The sequence below is a fragment of the Paenibacillus sp. FSL P2-0173 genome (assembly GCF_038008045.1).
Classification (GTDB): Bacteria; Bacillota; Bacilli; order Paenibacillales; family Paenibacillaceae; genus Paenibacillus; species Paenibacillus polymyxa_B.
This window is the reverse complement of the sequence record NZ_JBBOYK010000001.1, coordinates 826,491-841,040: the sequence shown is the minus strand read 5'-3', so window position 1 is coordinate 841,040 and position 14,550 is coordinate 826,491. Positions and strand designations below refer to the sequence as shown.

Below are 14,550 nucleotides of genomic sequence, written 5' to 3'. Positions count from 1 at the left end.
AACGATGCTGGTCACTTTGTCTATACGGAATTTGGCGGTCGTAGAGGCCGTCGATGTTCATTTTTATAAAGGGTTTCATGTCTTGAGCGGGGAAACAGGTGCTGGTAAATCCATTATTATCGATGCGCTTGGGCTGATTGCAGGCGGTAGGGGCTCTGCTGATCTAGTACGTTACGGTTGTGATAAAGCAGAGATGGAAGCCTTGTTTGAGCTGCCGGTAAAACATCCAGTTTGGAAAACACTTGAGGAACAAGGGATTAAGGCCAATGCGGAGGAGCATTTGCTGATTCGTCGCGAACTTACGGTTCAGGGGAAAAGCTCTTCTCGAATTAACGGTCAGATGGTTAATTTAACGATGCTGCGTGAGGTAGGTGAGCAGCTCGTCAATATCCACGGGCAACATGAGCATCAAAGCCTGCTACGTGCAGATCGCCATCTGGCGCTGCTGGATACGTTCGGTGATTCGGTGATCGGTCCAGTCAAAACGCTTTACCGTGAGCGTTACAATGCTTTTGTCAAAGCGGAAAAAGAAGTAAGAGAACTGCAAAGCTCCAGTCAAAAGGCTTATCAGCTTTTGGATATGTACCGATTTCAATTAGAAGAGATCGCTGCGGCGGAGTTGAAATTGGGAGAAGATGAATTATTGGCAGAGGAACGGGTCAAGCTATCCCATAGTGAGAAAATGATGGATGGGATATCAGGGGCATACGAACTGCTAAGCGGCAGAGGTGGGCTGGATACGATCAATAACGTATTGTCCAGATTGAACGATGTCCAAAGCTATGACAGCAAAAGCCTTCAGCCTATTGCGGAGCAGATTCAGTCTGCTTTTTACCAGTTAGAGGACGCAGCATTCCAATTACGTTCTTATCGTGAGGATATTGAATTTAATCCAGGCAAGCTGCATGAAGTGGAGCAACGTTTGAATCAAATTACCGGATTACAGCGAAAATATGGTGATAGTATAGAGCAGATTTTGGAATACTATAGCCGTATTGAGCAGGAAACCGATCTGCTGGAAAATAAAGATGAGCGGCTGGAGCAGCTCATTGCAAAACGGGATGAGTTGCTTTCCGATTTGCTGGAGATTTCGGAAGAGCTTACAGAAGCACGTGAAATTTGTGCTGAAGAGCTTGCAGAGCAAGTGGAGCAGGAGTTAAAAGACCTGCAGATGGAAAGAACGTCACTCAAGGTGCGCATTGATCCAATTGAAGATCCACGCGGATATGAGTATAAAGGTCTGAAGGTAAGACCTACCAAGCAAGGCATAGATAATGCGGAATTTCTTATTTCCCCCAATCCAGGTGAGCCACTACGTCCACTTGGTAAGATCGCTTCAGGCGGTGAGCTATCACGTATCATGTTGGCGATGAAAAGTATTTTTGCGCGTCATGATCAAATTCCAGTACTCATTTTTGACGAGGTGGATACCGGGGTGAGTGGTCGTGCAGCTCAATCCATTGCCGAGAAGCTATATCGTTTATCTTCCGTTTGTCAGGTGTTTTCCATTACTCATTTGCCACAGGTGGCATGTATGGCAGATCATCAGTACCTTATTGAGAAAAATGTTCATGATGGACGGACCATGACTCAAATTGAGGGACTTACGGAGGACGGGCGTGTCAAGGAATTGGCACGGATGCTGGGCGGCGTGGAAATTACCGAAAAAACATTGCATCACGCACAGGAAATGCTGAATTTGGCGGAAGGAAAGAAAGCCTGAAAAGAGCGGCTGGCGTAATGTTTAACAGTTATAAAAGCCTGGGGGCAAGGTTACCTTATAGGTACGCAATTGGCGACCACCTTTACTCGTCAAGCGAAAGAAGCAAAGGGAGCGTGACAGCCATTGAATTTTTACTCCAGGATCAAATTGCTCGGTCTTTTGCTTGTTTTTCTTATGTGTTCTATCGGTAACGCTCAGTATGTGCAAGCAGCGCTGCCTCCACAAGCTTCTTTGGATTTGTTCGGCTCTAAAAGCATGAGGACAACCCAAGAAAGTGTAGTCCCCGATTTAAAAGTATACCCGGGGGGGCAGACGATTGGGGTCAAAGTAAAATCTTCAGGAGTGCTTGTCGTCGGTCACCATATCATTCAGGAAAGTAATGATCGTAAGGTGTCACCTGGTGAAACAGCAGGGATTCGCCTAGGGGATCGAATTACACACATGAACGGCAAGCCACTCAATAGCCTGGCAAGGGTTGCTGAGGCAGTAGACGAAGCAGGTAAGAACAAAAAACCGCTCGACATCACGCTTTGTCGAGGGGAGCAGACCATTTCCACCAAGTTAACACCAGCATATGATCAAGATGATAAAGCGTGGCGGCTTGGGTTGTATATTAGGGACTCGGCTGCAGGTGTAGGTACATTAACGTTTTACGCACCGGACCAGGGTGTATACGGGGCCTTGGGTCACGTAATTACCGATATGAATACCCAAACCCCTATTGTCGTGGGGAGCGGAGAGATTGTGCAATCCAATGTGACGTCAATTGCGAAAAGCCAAAGTGGGGAACCAGGAGAAAAACGCGCTCATTTTCTCAAAGATCATCGGGTATTAGGAAATATTGAACGAAATACGAATTTCGGAATTTTTGGGAAAATGTCAGATGAGCCGCAATATGGATTGTATTCGACTCCTATTCCGGTGGCCCTTGCGAATGAAGTAAAAGAAGGACCTGCAGAAATTTTGACTGTACTGGAAGGTCAACAAATTCAGCGGTTTCAGGCGGAAATTGTACACATTTCTCAGCAGGACAAACCGGCAACCAAAGGACTTGTGATTCGCATTGTAGATCCAAAGCTGCTGGATAAGACCGGGGGAATCGTGCAAGGAATGAGCGGTAGTCCGATTATCCAAAATGGTAAGCTTATCGGGGCTGTGACACATGTATTTGTGAATGATCCTAAATCAGGTTACGGTTGTTTTATCGAATGGATGCTGCGCGATGCAGGAATCATGCAGAATAACGTAAGCTTGAAATCATCTTCTAATCTTAAGGCGAGCTAGTGGCCTTAAGATTTTTTTGTCGAAAAGCAGGGGAATAACTCATAATTGCAAGATAAAGAATCAATTATAATAGAAACTCTAAAAAAAATAAATAAAAATAATTTTCGACAGAAGGAATTCATAATTCGATGTCGAAATCATATACTCCGACAAGAAATATTTATATACTGTAAACAGATATCACAATGGAATATCACTCAATGAGGAGGAAGTACATTGCAAAAAATTGAGGTATTGTTGGCTGATGACAACCGGGAATTTACGAATTTGCTTGCTGAATATATTTCCGATCAGGAGGATATGGAAGTTACAGGAATCGCCTATAACGGCGAAGAAGTGCTCCAACGCATCGCAGAATCCCGCAACATACCTGATGTACTTATTTTAGATATTATTATGCCTCACCTGGATGGTCTCGGTGTGTTGGAGCGTTTGAGAGAAATGAACCTGACTCCACAGCCGAAAATCATTATGCTGACTGCATTCGGTCAAGAAAATATTACACAGAGGGCCGTACAGCTCGGGGCATCTTATTATATTTTGAAGCCGTTTGACATGGAAGTGCTGGCTAACCGTGTTCGCCAATTGGTGGGACCGCAGTTAGTTAGCAGCAGTCCGGTAACCATTTCATCCATGCGGTCCAACGTAGTACCTATGGGTAAGACGAAAAACCTGGATGCCAGTATCACGGCCATCATACATGAAATTGGTGTACCAGCTCACATCAAGGGCTATCAATATTTACGCGAAGCCATTACGATGGTGTACAATAATATCGAAATCTTGGGAGCCATCACCAAAACATTATATCCGGCAATCGCCGAAAAGTTCAAAACGACGGCATCTCGCGTAGAACGCGCCATTCGTCATGCTATCGAGGTAGCATGGACCCGTGGAAATATCGACAGCATTTCACACCTGTTCGGTTACACCATTAATATCAGTAAGTCCAAACCAACCAATAGTGAATTCATAGCGATGGTGGCAGATAAGCTGCGGATTGAGAATAAGGTGTCCTGAAAGAGTCAGAATGATTGATGAAGCAAGGGATTTTTGGGGTTTGACGTTTATCAATGATAATTGCAGGGATGGCTTCTAATCTCCAAAACAGCCGCCCAGATTACCGATAAACTTCTGAATAGTAGAAAACTAATACCGCCTTTTTATTGGTTCTTCCAAGAACCAGTAAAGGAGCGGTATTTTTTATGAACGATTTTCAATTTCAACTGGACAATTTAAAGTTTTCTTCAATTATCGTCATTTCATTGCTATCAGTCGTCGTTCTACCAAGGGAGAGAGTTGGAATTGTTATTGAACTATTGCTTGATCGACAAGCTCTATAAGAAATATAATTAAAACAATCTTTCAAATGAGGTGAATCGGATGTCATTCCGTATTGTTCGAGGTATTTAGTTTCCGGGCTGGAAAAAACGCGTACCAGCCGTCAAGGGAGAAGTCTATCCTTTTGGCTACAAAAACTAAAATTCTGAATGATATCGGTCTGCTAACTCGTAGTTTTTATCCTTAATTGGAAGGTGGAAGAAAAATGAATTCAATAGAATATAAAGAGTTTTATGATAAGGTTGGAAAAATCAACGGATGGGATTTCAGCAATGTGAAATGTATCTCCAAAGGAGTAAAATGGGACTTCTACAATGAAGTGGCGAAGACATGCAAGAAGTCGGATATATTGCTTGATATCGGTACTGGCGGCGGGGAAGCAATTTTATCAATAGCAGATTCTGCATTACTTCTAGTTGGGATTGACCATTCCACCGGAATGATTGAAACAGCAACCAAGAATTCTGCTGAATCAGACATAGCAAATGTTCGTTTTCTCCAGATGGATGCTGAAAATCTGAATTTTCCTGAGAACTTCTTTAATGTAACCTCTTCTCGACATTCATGTTTTTATGCAAAAGAAATAGCAAAGGTGTTAGTAAAGGGTGGTATGTTCCTGACACAGCAAGTAAGCGAAAACGACAAATTAAATATTAAAGAAGCGTTTGGAAGAGGACAGGCATGGGGTGCTAAGAAAGACTCGTTAAAAGCTAAATATATTACCGAATTAAGTGATGCGGGCTTTAACGATATACAGTCATTTGAATTCAATGCAAACGAATATTATCAGACTCCTGCAGACTTAATATTCCTCTTGAAACACACTCCAATTATTCCTAACTTCGGAGAAAAAGAAATTGATTTTCAAATACTCCAACAATTTATTGTGGACAATCAAACCGAAATAGGAATAAGAACAAATTCAGAACGATTTATGGTGATTGCTAGGAAGTAAAACATAAAGGGATACCCGTTTCTGGGTATCCTTTTTTTAGAACTTATAAGTTTGATGGAATAAGTGAATAAAGATTTTCAGCATCTCCCTCGCTATATGACGATACAATTGTTGGGGATTCTAAAACATAATGCTCTCCACGAGGTTATAAAATAAACCTGAATCAGTTGCACCAACCATCACGAAGGGAAATTTTCCTTTTGTAAACAGTTCTGAAATTCTCTTTAATTTTGATATAAACAAAGTGTCGTTTCTTGTCGATATAGTATCTAATATAAAGAGAACTGAGGAGCGAATATATGAAATTTAACATTCGAACAAAATTGATATTGGGTTTTCTTGCGGTAATAACCCTGCTGATCGTGATTAGTACAGTATCTATCTCAAAAATGAAAAACCTAGGTGACACTTCGATGGCAATTGATAGCCATTGGATGCCAAGTGTGACCATACTGGGAACACTAAATGGTGATGTATCTGATGTAGAGCGGATTTCATTAAACATTATTGTAGAACGTGACCCAGAGGAAATGGAGAAGGTTCAGGCCGAATATGATAAGGTTTTAAAAAAGGTCGAGGACGGCCGCAAAACATACGAAAAATTAATTGCTACCCCTAAAGAACGCGAAATGTACGAAGAATTCTCCAAAAATTATACGGAGTATTTGGCTAAGTTGCCTGAAGTGATCGAAGCAGGTAAAGCTAATGATTATGCTCAATCAAGCATCCTTCATCAAGAGTCCTATAAGTTATGGTATAGTTCAAACGATATGATCAGTCAGCTCATTAAATTGAATGCAGATGGATCTAAACAGACTACGAAAGAAGCTGTTGACAACTTTATTTCAGGGAGACAATTGATCATCGTTTTGAGTATAGCAGCCGTTATATTAGCATTGATCATGGCAATCATCATAGCCCAAATTATTTCTAAACCTATCTTGCGGATCAGTCGTGCTGCTGAAAGTATTGCATCGGGTGATCTTACAAGTGAAGCTATCATTGTGAAGGGCAAGGACGAGATCAGTACGTTGGCACATTCCTTCAATGTCATGGTTGAGAACCTTCGTCAACTGATTCAATCTGTGAGTAAGACGACTGAGTTGGTAACCACTTCCTCAGAAGAATTGACGGCCAGCGCAGAGCAAAATAGCCAAGCTTCTGCACAAATAACCGAAACGGTGCAAGAAGTAGCTACTGGAACAGGAGACCAGGTAGATATGGTGACGAAATCGTCCCAAGCTATTGAGGAAATGTCTATCGGTGTTGAGCAAATCGCCATCCGCGCGCAAAATGTATTCGCATCTGCGCAAGATGCGGCCCATAAATCGGCTGAAGGTAACCAGATGATTCAACAGGCAGTTACGCAGATGAATGCCGTGAATGATTCGATGAATGGATTGGCAGATCTCATGGCTGGATTGGGAGAGCGCTCAGACGAAATTGGCAAGATCATTGATGTTATCACCAATATTTCTAGTCAGACCAACCTTCTTGCCTTGAACGCTGCGATTGAAGCGGCCCGTGCAGGAGAACATGGTCGCGGATTTGCTGTAGTTGCAGGCGAAGTTCGCAAGTTGGCTGAACAATCGGCTCATTCAGCTCAACAAATTACGGAGCTAGTGGGATTGATTCAAAAGGATACTACCCATGCTATTGAGGCGGTAGCGTCTAACGGGAAGGATGTCATGACAGGTCGTGAAGTTGTACAAAATGCAGGCGCATCCTTTGAACTCATTCAGGAAACCGTAAATAAAGTGGCCAGTGAAATTGAAGAGGTTTCTGCCGGATCAGAACAAATGTCTGCAAGTACAGATGAGATTGTTGGTTTTGTCAGACAAATTTCAGCGATTGCTGAGGAAGCCGCAGCAGGGACACAACACGTATCTGCCGCAACTCAGGAACAGCTGGCGTCCATGGAGGAAATTGCTTCATCTGCAAGAAACCTGTCTACGATGGCAGAGGATCTGCAAGGGCAAATTGGTAAATTCAAAGTATAATTCGTATACTGCTTTTTATGTTTCAGAGGAACTAGCTGCTCTATTGTGAGCGGCTTTTTTCTTTTTTTATTAATATATTGTGATTAAAGGGTGGAGATATGAGGAATCTGTAATTGGAAAGATATGATATAATGGTGGGAACTTCTTTGGGTTGGAGTGACATCATGGACAATAAGACTGAACTTAAAGCAAGTGACCTACGTCAGTTAGCGATAGAAAAAATCATAGCTACACCATTTTTGAATGATTTTAAATATCTGAAAAGCAGAAAAGTTTTGAAAAAAGAAACCAAGGAATTTATATTTGGAATTTGTTTTGGTGCGACGAAATATGGTGCATTAAAAGTTTATATTATCGTAGAATCCAAAAGAATAAAAAAGAAGTATAGTACTGGGGCTTGTTTTCACAGTGAGCTGATTGCTCTCACCAAGAAATATACGGGAAACAGGGATTACCTTGTGTCCACAGAAGCAGAAAGAGAACGGGTGATCCAAGAGATTATTGAAGATATCTACACTTTCGCGTTGCCCTTTTTCAAGCGATTTGAACATGTAGAAACACTAGCAGAACAAGTACATAAGTCAGGCTTTTTACCGCATCGCAAACGCTTTGATAAGTTTAATCCGTTGACGAAAAGATTCATTGATTTTTATTATCAAGGGGAGTAATGTAGCCATCTGGGCCATTTTTATTCTCACCATTGGGCTATGATAAGGAGAACGATCTTCATAGAGGGGATATTATCGTTTTTCAAAAGGATGATGTACAATTTGTAAAACGGATCAATGTACCCCTCAGGAAAAGATGATTTATCTAACATGCTCAATTTCTTGCTTAGAGGCGAGTCGGATGTTGCAATGGAGGGTACGATTTTTATATGGGTAGACAATCGGATGAACAGCACAGAGGCTGTATAACGGGTATATTTCAATGAATAAAGCTATAGGCTAAGTCATCGCATTGAACGGGCTAGTGGTATTAACCCAATTAATTCTAAAGCAAAGGCGGGGATGAGAGCATGTGGAATAGTCTGACTTGGGTGTTCTTCGGCGTGTTGTTGGTGGCGTTGGGTTGGATTGTTAAAGCAAGGCGTAGTCGCAGCAGCAACAAACAAGTGAATGAACAGCGGGGCAGTAATGTCGTTGAATTTCGTCCTCGTAAGTCCGCTCGACAATCCCGCACCGGAAATGAACCTAAGTCTAAAGTGTCTTCCGGTTCATGCGCGAATGCAAAAGCAGCAGGTATTCAGGCCCCAACTGGATTTGGACTGTCTGACTCTATCCAGGGTACAGGCAAGCAAAAATGCTCCTTTTGTAAAAAAGAAGACAAATTAACCTTCTATGCGGATGACAATGGTTCGCTGTACGGGGTGTGTAAAGAGTGTAAGCATAAGGCGGAAAGACAGGATATGTTGCCACTTTAGTTTATACAGACGATTGAGGACCATCATTAAAAAATTCTTATAATTAATAAAAACTCCCAACCGATGCAGTAAATTGGTTAGGAGTTTTTTTGTTTGTGCTTTACATTGTTATCTAATTTGCCTGTCAATCAATTCCTCAAGCGCATCTGCTATGTGATCTGGTCCATAGGATAGCTCTTCCCGGCTTAAGCTCAACCAGGCATGACGCTCATCCATATCAAAGGCAGTCTCCAGCCAACCAGATAACCCTCTGCCCCTGCGGTCTACTTCTACAAGCACATGCACACCCTCGGGTTCCAACTGCATAATCAGCTCCAGCTCCTCGATATCACGTGCATACTCTGATCCGGGCGTAAATTCAAATTCCTGTACGTACGGAACACCGCGTCCCAGCTTAGGGTGACGTTCGCAGGTGGAGGAACGGAATCGGAAGCCCAACAGGTGAACCGCCTCAAAGACTGTATTCATATAGGGATGTGGCTCGATTTTGAGTGAATCACGATCGGTTGGGTCCAAAGCCATGCCAATATCTAATGCTGTTTCCAGCCAGACGGGCTGTTTGGCATGAGTAACAGGAGTTTCCAACGGCAATCTGAAGGAAAAAGGAATTTCAAGCTCCTGTCCTTGCTGTAGATGAAAGCCATCTGATACCTTGATCCGTGCAATGCAGCAGGTGGTGGTAGTTTTTTTATCATCGTGCTCCACGATATATTCAGTCTTGAGCTCAATGTCAATTTTGCCGATTTCCTGATCAATTTTGCCGCCTTTGATGCGCATGATGCCACTAAGTTCTTCCCCAGGCACATATACGGCTTGATCTACCAGTGTATCGACTTTAGCTGAACCGATTCCTGCGCTTGCTAAGATTTTGTTGAAAAAACTCATTATTCCGTCCCCCCAGATAACCTCATGGTCATGATATACAAACGAAAACTAAAAACTTGTACAGCTTAACCGGATATACGGGGCAATGGTTCGAATCGTTCCAAAAAAATGCAAGAAAAAAGTAACTGGTACTCACGTAGGCATATTGCAGCTTGTCGATCTATCTGTCTACTAATCGCAGTTCACTTTATGAGGAGGTATAAAGCAATTTCGACAGCGAGGCTCATAAGCCTCAGAGTCACCGATCATCACAATAGGTCCTACAGTGGAAGGTTTACCATTTACCATACGTTGCGTAAATACTGCTTCCGAGCTACCGCATACAGCGCAAAAGGAAGTCAGCTTCTCGATGTCATCCGCCATGGCGAGCAGACCACCGACATAGCCGAACTCCTTGCCCCGATAATCCAGATTCAGCCCATCGGCAATTACATGCTTGCCGCAATAAGCTAACTCTTGTACGAGCGACATAATATGACGACTGAAAAACTGGACTTCGTCAAAGGCAACCACGTCGGCATCTTTTGTTTCTTGCAAAATACGCTGAACGAGCTCATCTGTGAGTTTTCTGGGGATAGAGATAGCGGGCAGCCGATATCCGATCCGGCTTACTATTTCGTCCTCGGCATAGCGGTTATCTTCAGCGGGTTTGTAAGCGACCACTTTACGATGCCCGTATTGGATTAGTTTTTGACAGCGGCGAATCAATTCGCCGGATTTTTCACTGAACATGGGGCCTGTAATAATCGTAATTCGTCCTGTAGGCAAAGCGAATTCCCCTCTCTGTAACATGTACATAACACTGTAAAACTTCTTCTCCGAAAGAAAACGCCATTATAGATTACCATAACCAGCCGCATACAGACTAGAGAAAATATATTGTTTTTCGACATGTTGTTGTATGTCTATTCCTAAAACGTAAATGTGGTCGTCATTGCTCTGCCGCCTCTGGCATGATATGGTGAAGCGTAGTGGAATGAAGGGAAGAGTGAAAGGCATGGACGAAAAAAATACGGATTATAGTGCCAAAAAAGGAGCATTACTGGAGCAAGGGCTGATCAGCCCGCAAGCTCTAGAACTCATCACTGAGCTGGAGACAGAGCTGAACTTTCTGCGCAAGCAAAATGAATCATTTCGCAAGGCGCTGCGAGCCAAATCAGCACAAAGTCCAAGGATGTCTACTAAATTACGAGATGCGCTGTATGAATGATATGGAAAGATATCTGGATTAAAGGGTTATCTTTTTTGTAGCCTATGCCTAAATGCTATATTTTGTACAGTGAAATAAAGAGAGTACAATAAGCTATATATAATCAATTGTTAATGGAGGAGAAACATGACTATACATTGTGATGTCGCTATTTTGGGTGGAGGAACCGGGGGATATGTAGCAGCCATTCGTGCCGCCCAGCTAGGCAAGGAAGTGGTTATCATCGAAAAGGACAAGCTTGGCGGAACCTGTCTGCACCGTGGTTGCATTCCGAGTAAAGCCTTGCTGCGCAGTGCGGAAGTATATGCGACGATTAAGGAAAGTGCACAATACGGTATTGAGACATCGGGAGCACAGCTTGTATTTCCTAAGGTTCAGGAGCGTAAGGAAGCCGTTGTGGAGCAACTGCATCAAGGCGTTCAATTTTTGATGCGTAAAAATAAAATTACGGTGCTGAGCGGTAAGGGACGCGTGATTGGGCCGTCTATATTTTCTCCAAAAAGCGGGGCAGTTGCTGTGGAACTAGAAGATGGTGAGATGGAAACGATTGTTCCTACACATCTCATTATCGCAACGGGATCACGCCCGCGTGTGCTGTCCGGACTGGAGCCAGATGGCGAATTTATCCTGAGCAGTGACGAAGCGTTAACTATGGAGGAGCTACCAGCATCCCTGATTATCGTGGGCGGTGGTGTTATTGGCGTAGAGTGGGCTTCCATGCTAAATGATTTTGGCGTGGAGGTTACGGTGGTTGAAGCCGCGAATCGACTTATTCCCACGGAAGACGAAGACGTTTCGCGTGAAATGCAGCGCTTGTTAACCAAGCGTGGTGTCAAGGTGCTGACGGGTTCACAAGTGCTGGCTAAAACATACGGCAAAGATGAGGAAGGCGTACAGATTGACGTGCAAAAAGGGGAAGAAACCGAAACCCTCAGCGCTTCCAAACTGCTCATTTCTGTAGGGCGTCAGGCAAATGTGGAAAATATCGGGCTGGAAAATACGGATATCCGCGTAGAGGGTGGCTTTATCTCGGTTAATGAGCATTTGCAGACGAATGAACCACATATTTACGCCATTGGAGATTGCATCGGCGGCTTACAACTGGCGCATGCGGCGAGCCATGAAGGTTTGCAGGCGGTTCATCATATGGCGGGTGAAGAGTTTCACAGTGTACCTAACCATCTGATTCCGCGGTGTATTTATACACGTCCTGAAGCCGCGAGCGTCGGCTTAACGGAGCAAGAAGCCCGTGAGCGTGGACATCAGGTGAAGACAGGGAAGTTCCCTTTTCAAGCTATCGGAAAATCGCTAGTATACGGCAGTCGGGACGGCTTCGTCAAAGTAGTGGCCGACGAGAAGACCAATGATATTCTCGGTGTACATATGATCGGTACGCATGTGACGGATCTGATCAGCGAGGCCGCTCTTGCGCAACTACTGGATGCTACGCCGTGGGAAGTCGGACAACTTATTCATCCGCATCCGACGTTGTCGGAGATTTTGGGAGAAGCGATGTTGGCCGTTGATGGACAGGCGATTGGCATATAAACGTTTCAAATAAATCGGTGCTTTTCTTTTTGGGGAGAAAAGGATTATAATGGGGTTAGCTAGAGTTTAGTACCAGGTTTTAAGACAAGATGGTACTAGGTACTGGAAGTAGGATGTTTGACACTTAAGGAGGTGCCTCAATGAGTTCTAAAGGCGCTGTAGACGCTGGCTTCAGACATGAACAGCTGGGACTTACTCACGGACAAGTTATTGATATGTACAGATATATGTTGCTCGCAAGAAGATTTGACGAGCGCAACATGCTCCTGCAACGGGCAGGGAAAATTAATTTCCACGTTTCTGGCATTGGACAGGAGGCGGCACAAGTAGGTGCAGCTTTCGGCCTTGACCGGGAAAAGGACTATTTTCTTCCCTATTATCGGGATTATGGATTCGTGCTTGCGGTAGGAATGACGCCGCGCGAACTAATGCTGTCGGCATTTGCCAAGGCAGATGATCCCAATAGCGGTGGTCGTCAGATGCCAGGACATTTTGGTAGTAAACGGCTGCGTATTGTGACTGGCTCCAGCCCAGTAACGACACAGGTTCCGCATGCAGTAGGTGTAGCTTTGGCTGCCAAAATGCAGAAAAAGGATTTTGTTTCGTTTGTTACGTTTGGGGAAGGCTCCAGCAATCAGGGAGATTTTCACGAAGGCTGTAACTTTGCTGGTGTACAGAAGCTGCCAGTCATCATTATGTGCGAGAACAATCAATATGCGATATCGGTTCCGATTCATAAACAGTTGGCAGGCAAGGTAAGCGACCGTGCTTTGGGATATGGTTTTCCAGGGATTCGAGTCGATGGTAATGATGCGTTGGCGGTATATGCGGCGGTGAAGGAAGCACGGGAACGTGCTGTCCGCGGTGAAGGTCCTACGCTGATCGAAGCCATGATGTACCGTCTGTCTCCTCACTCCACCTCGGATAATGATCTGGCTTACCGGACCAAGGAGGAAGTGGATGAGAACTGGGCCAAGGATGGCGTAGCCCGTATGAAAAACTACTTGATTGAATGCGGCATTTGGGATGAGGCCAAGGATGCGGATCTGTCGGCTGAGCTGCTGCTCGAAGTCAAGGAAGCGATTGAATATGCAGATAAAGCGCCTTTTCCAAAGCCCGAAGATACGCTGCTGCATGTGTATGCAGATAGCGATGGGGAGGGCCGGTAACAATGGCGATTATGGAATATATTGATGCGATTCGTCTTGCCATGAAAGAAGAGATGGAGCAGGATGAAACGGTTTTTGTATTAGGTGAGGATGTCGGGGTGAAGGGCGGCGTCTTTACAACGACAAAGGGGCTTATGGACCAATTCGGTGAGCAACGTGTCATGGATACGCCATTGGCTGAGTCTGCTATTGCCGGGGTTGCGATTGGTGCAGCCATGTACGGAATGAAGCCGATTGCCGAAATGCAATATTCGGACTTCATGCTTCCGGCGACAAATCAGATTATTAGTGAAGCAGCTAAAATCCGTTACCGCTCTAACAACGATTGGAACTGTCCTGTGGTAATCCGCGCGCCAATCGGTGGTGGTATCTTTGGTGGTTTGTATCACTCTCAGTGTCCAGAATCTATCTTTTTTGGTACGCCGGGTTTGAAAATTGTTGCTCCATTTACACCTTATGACGCAAAAGGATTGCTGAAAGCAGCCATTCGTGACCCTGATCCAGTGCTGTTTTTTGAAAATAAAAAATCCTACAAGCTGATCAAGGGTGAAGTGCCTGAGGATGATTATATCGTTCCGATTGGCAAGGCTAATCTATTACGTGAGGGTGACGATATTACGGTCATCGGATATAGCCAGCCTTTGCATTTTGTCATGCAGGCTGCTGAGGAATTGGAGAAGGAAGAGGGCATTACCGCACATGTTGTGGATTTGCGCACACTCCAACCGCTGGACCGCGAAGCCATTATTGAGGCTGCACGACATACAGGTAAGGTATTAATCGTGCATGAGGACAACAAAACGGGCGGCATCGGTGCCGAGGTATCGGCAATTATTAATGAGGAGTGTCTGTTCGAGCTGGATGCGCCGATTGAGCGTCTATGTGCTCCTGATGTACCAGCCATGCCGATCAGTCCACCGATGGAGAAGTTTTATATGTTAAACAAGGATAAAGTTAAGGAAGCCATGCGCCGTCTTGCAATGTATTAATAAAAGCTAGATTGGACGAAAGC

At 44.2% G+C, this 14,550-nt stretch carries 13 protein-coding genes; 11 read left to right on the top strand and 2 right to left on the bottom strand.

Features of this window, described 5'->3' with window-relative positions:
- Window positions 1-4 precede the first annotated feature (4 nt).
- From recN to MKX30_RS03655, 7 genes are all read left to right on the top strand, one after another.
- Window positions 5-1,723 carry a DNA repair protein RecN gene (gene recN / locus MKX30_RS03685; protein WP_023989241.1) on the top strand — a complete coding sequence of 573 codons (1,719 nt, stop codon included), beginning with the start codon at window positions 5-7 and terminating at the stop codon, window positions 1,721-1,723.
- A 123-nt stretch (window positions 1,724-1,846) separates the two neighbouring features.
- Window positions 1,847-3,007, top strand: coding sequence for a SpoIVB peptidase (gene spoIVB, locus MKX30_RS03680; protein ID WP_023989240.1), 1,161 nt, complete (start codon window positions 1,847-1,849; stop codon window positions 3,005-3,007).
- A 216-nt stretch (window positions 3,008-3,223) separates the two neighbouring features.
- Window positions 3,224-4,027, top strand: a complete 804-nt coding sequence (gene spo0A, locus MKX30_RS03675; RefSeq protein WP_023989239.1) for a sporulation transcription factor Spo0A — start codon at window positions 3,224-3,226, stop codon at window positions 4,025-4,027.
- Window positions 4,028-4,553: 526 nt separating this feature from the next.
- Complete coding sequence (locus MKX30_RS03670; RefSeq protein ID WP_068941555.1) at window positions 4,554-5,303, top strand: class I SAM-dependent methyltransferase; 750 nt, start codon at window positions 4,554-4,556, stop codon at window positions 5,301-5,303.
- Between the two features lie 299 nt (window positions 5,304-5,602).
- On the top strand, window positions 5,603-7,303 hold the full coding sequence (locus MKX30_RS03665) for a methyl-accepting chemotaxis protein (protein ID WP_341062451.1): 1,701 nt from the start codon (window positions 5,603-5,605) through the stop codon (window positions 7,301-7,303).
- A 113-nt stretch (window positions 7,304-7,416) separates the two neighbouring features.
- On the top strand, window positions 7,417-7,971 hold the full coding sequence (locus MKX30_RS03660; protein ID WP_233903742.1) for a hypothetical protein: 555 nt from the start codon (window positions 7,417-7,419) through the stop codon (window positions 7,969-7,971).
- Between the two features lie 350 nt (window positions 7,972-8,321).
- Window positions 8,322-8,726, top strand: coding sequence for a hypothetical protein (locus MKX30_RS03655; protein ID WP_076264829.1), 405 nt, complete (start codon window positions 8,322-8,324; stop codon window positions 8,724-8,726).
- Between the two features lie 108 nt (window positions 8,727-8,834).
- Here MKX30_RS03655 and MKX30_RS03650 read toward each other — a convergent pair whose 3' ends face one another.
- Together MKX30_RS03650 and MKX30_RS03645 are read right to left on the bottom strand one after the other, a co-directional pair.
- Window positions 8,835-9,611 carry a sporulation protein gene (locus MKX30_RS03650; RefSeq protein ID WP_023989233.1) on the bottom strand — a complete coding sequence of 259 codons (777 nt, stop codon included), beginning with the start codon at window positions 9,609-9,611 and terminating at the stop codon, window positions 8,835-8,837.
- A gap of 171 nt (window positions 9,612-9,782) precedes the next feature.
- Window positions 9,783-10,379 (bottom strand): thymidine kinase, encoded by a 597-nt coding sequence (locus MKX30_RS03645; RefSeq protein WP_023989232.1) that lies wholly within the window; start codon window positions 10,377-10,379, stop codon window positions 9,783-9,785.
- A gap of 208 nt (window positions 10,380-10,587) precedes the next feature.
- Between MKX30_RS03645 and MKX30_RS03640 the strand changes: the two genes are divergently transcribed.
- From MKX30_RS03640 to MKX30_RS03625, 4 genes are all read left to right on the top strand, one after another.
- Window positions 10,588-10,821, top strand: a complete 234-nt coding sequence (locus MKX30_RS03640) for a hypothetical protein (RefSeq protein WP_013310799.1) — start codon at window positions 10,588-10,590, stop codon at window positions 10,819-10,821.
- A gap of 126 nt (window positions 10,822-10,947) precedes the next feature.
- Window positions 10,948-12,369, top strand: coding sequence for a dihydrolipoyl dehydrogenase (lpdA, locus tag MKX30_RS03635; protein ID WP_069079987.1), 1,422 nt, complete (start codon window positions 10,948-10,950; stop codon window positions 12,367-12,369).
- Window positions 12,370-12,509: 140 nt separating this feature from the next.
- On the top strand, window positions 12,510-13,538 hold the full coding sequence (locus MKX30_RS03630) for a thiamine pyrophosphate-dependent dehydrogenase E1 component subunit alpha (RefSeq protein ID WP_023989229.1): 1,029 nt from the start codon (window positions 12,510-12,512) through the stop codon (window positions 13,536-13,538).
- Window positions 13,539-13,540: 2 nt separating this feature from the next.
- Window positions 13,541-14,527: an alpha-ketoacid dehydrogenase subunit beta gene (locus MKX30_RS03625; RefSeq protein ID WP_013310796.1), complete on the top strand. Its 987-nt coding sequence runs from the start codon at window positions 13,541-13,543 to the stop codon at window positions 14,525-14,527.
- Window positions 14,528-14,550: the final 23 nt, after the last annotated feature.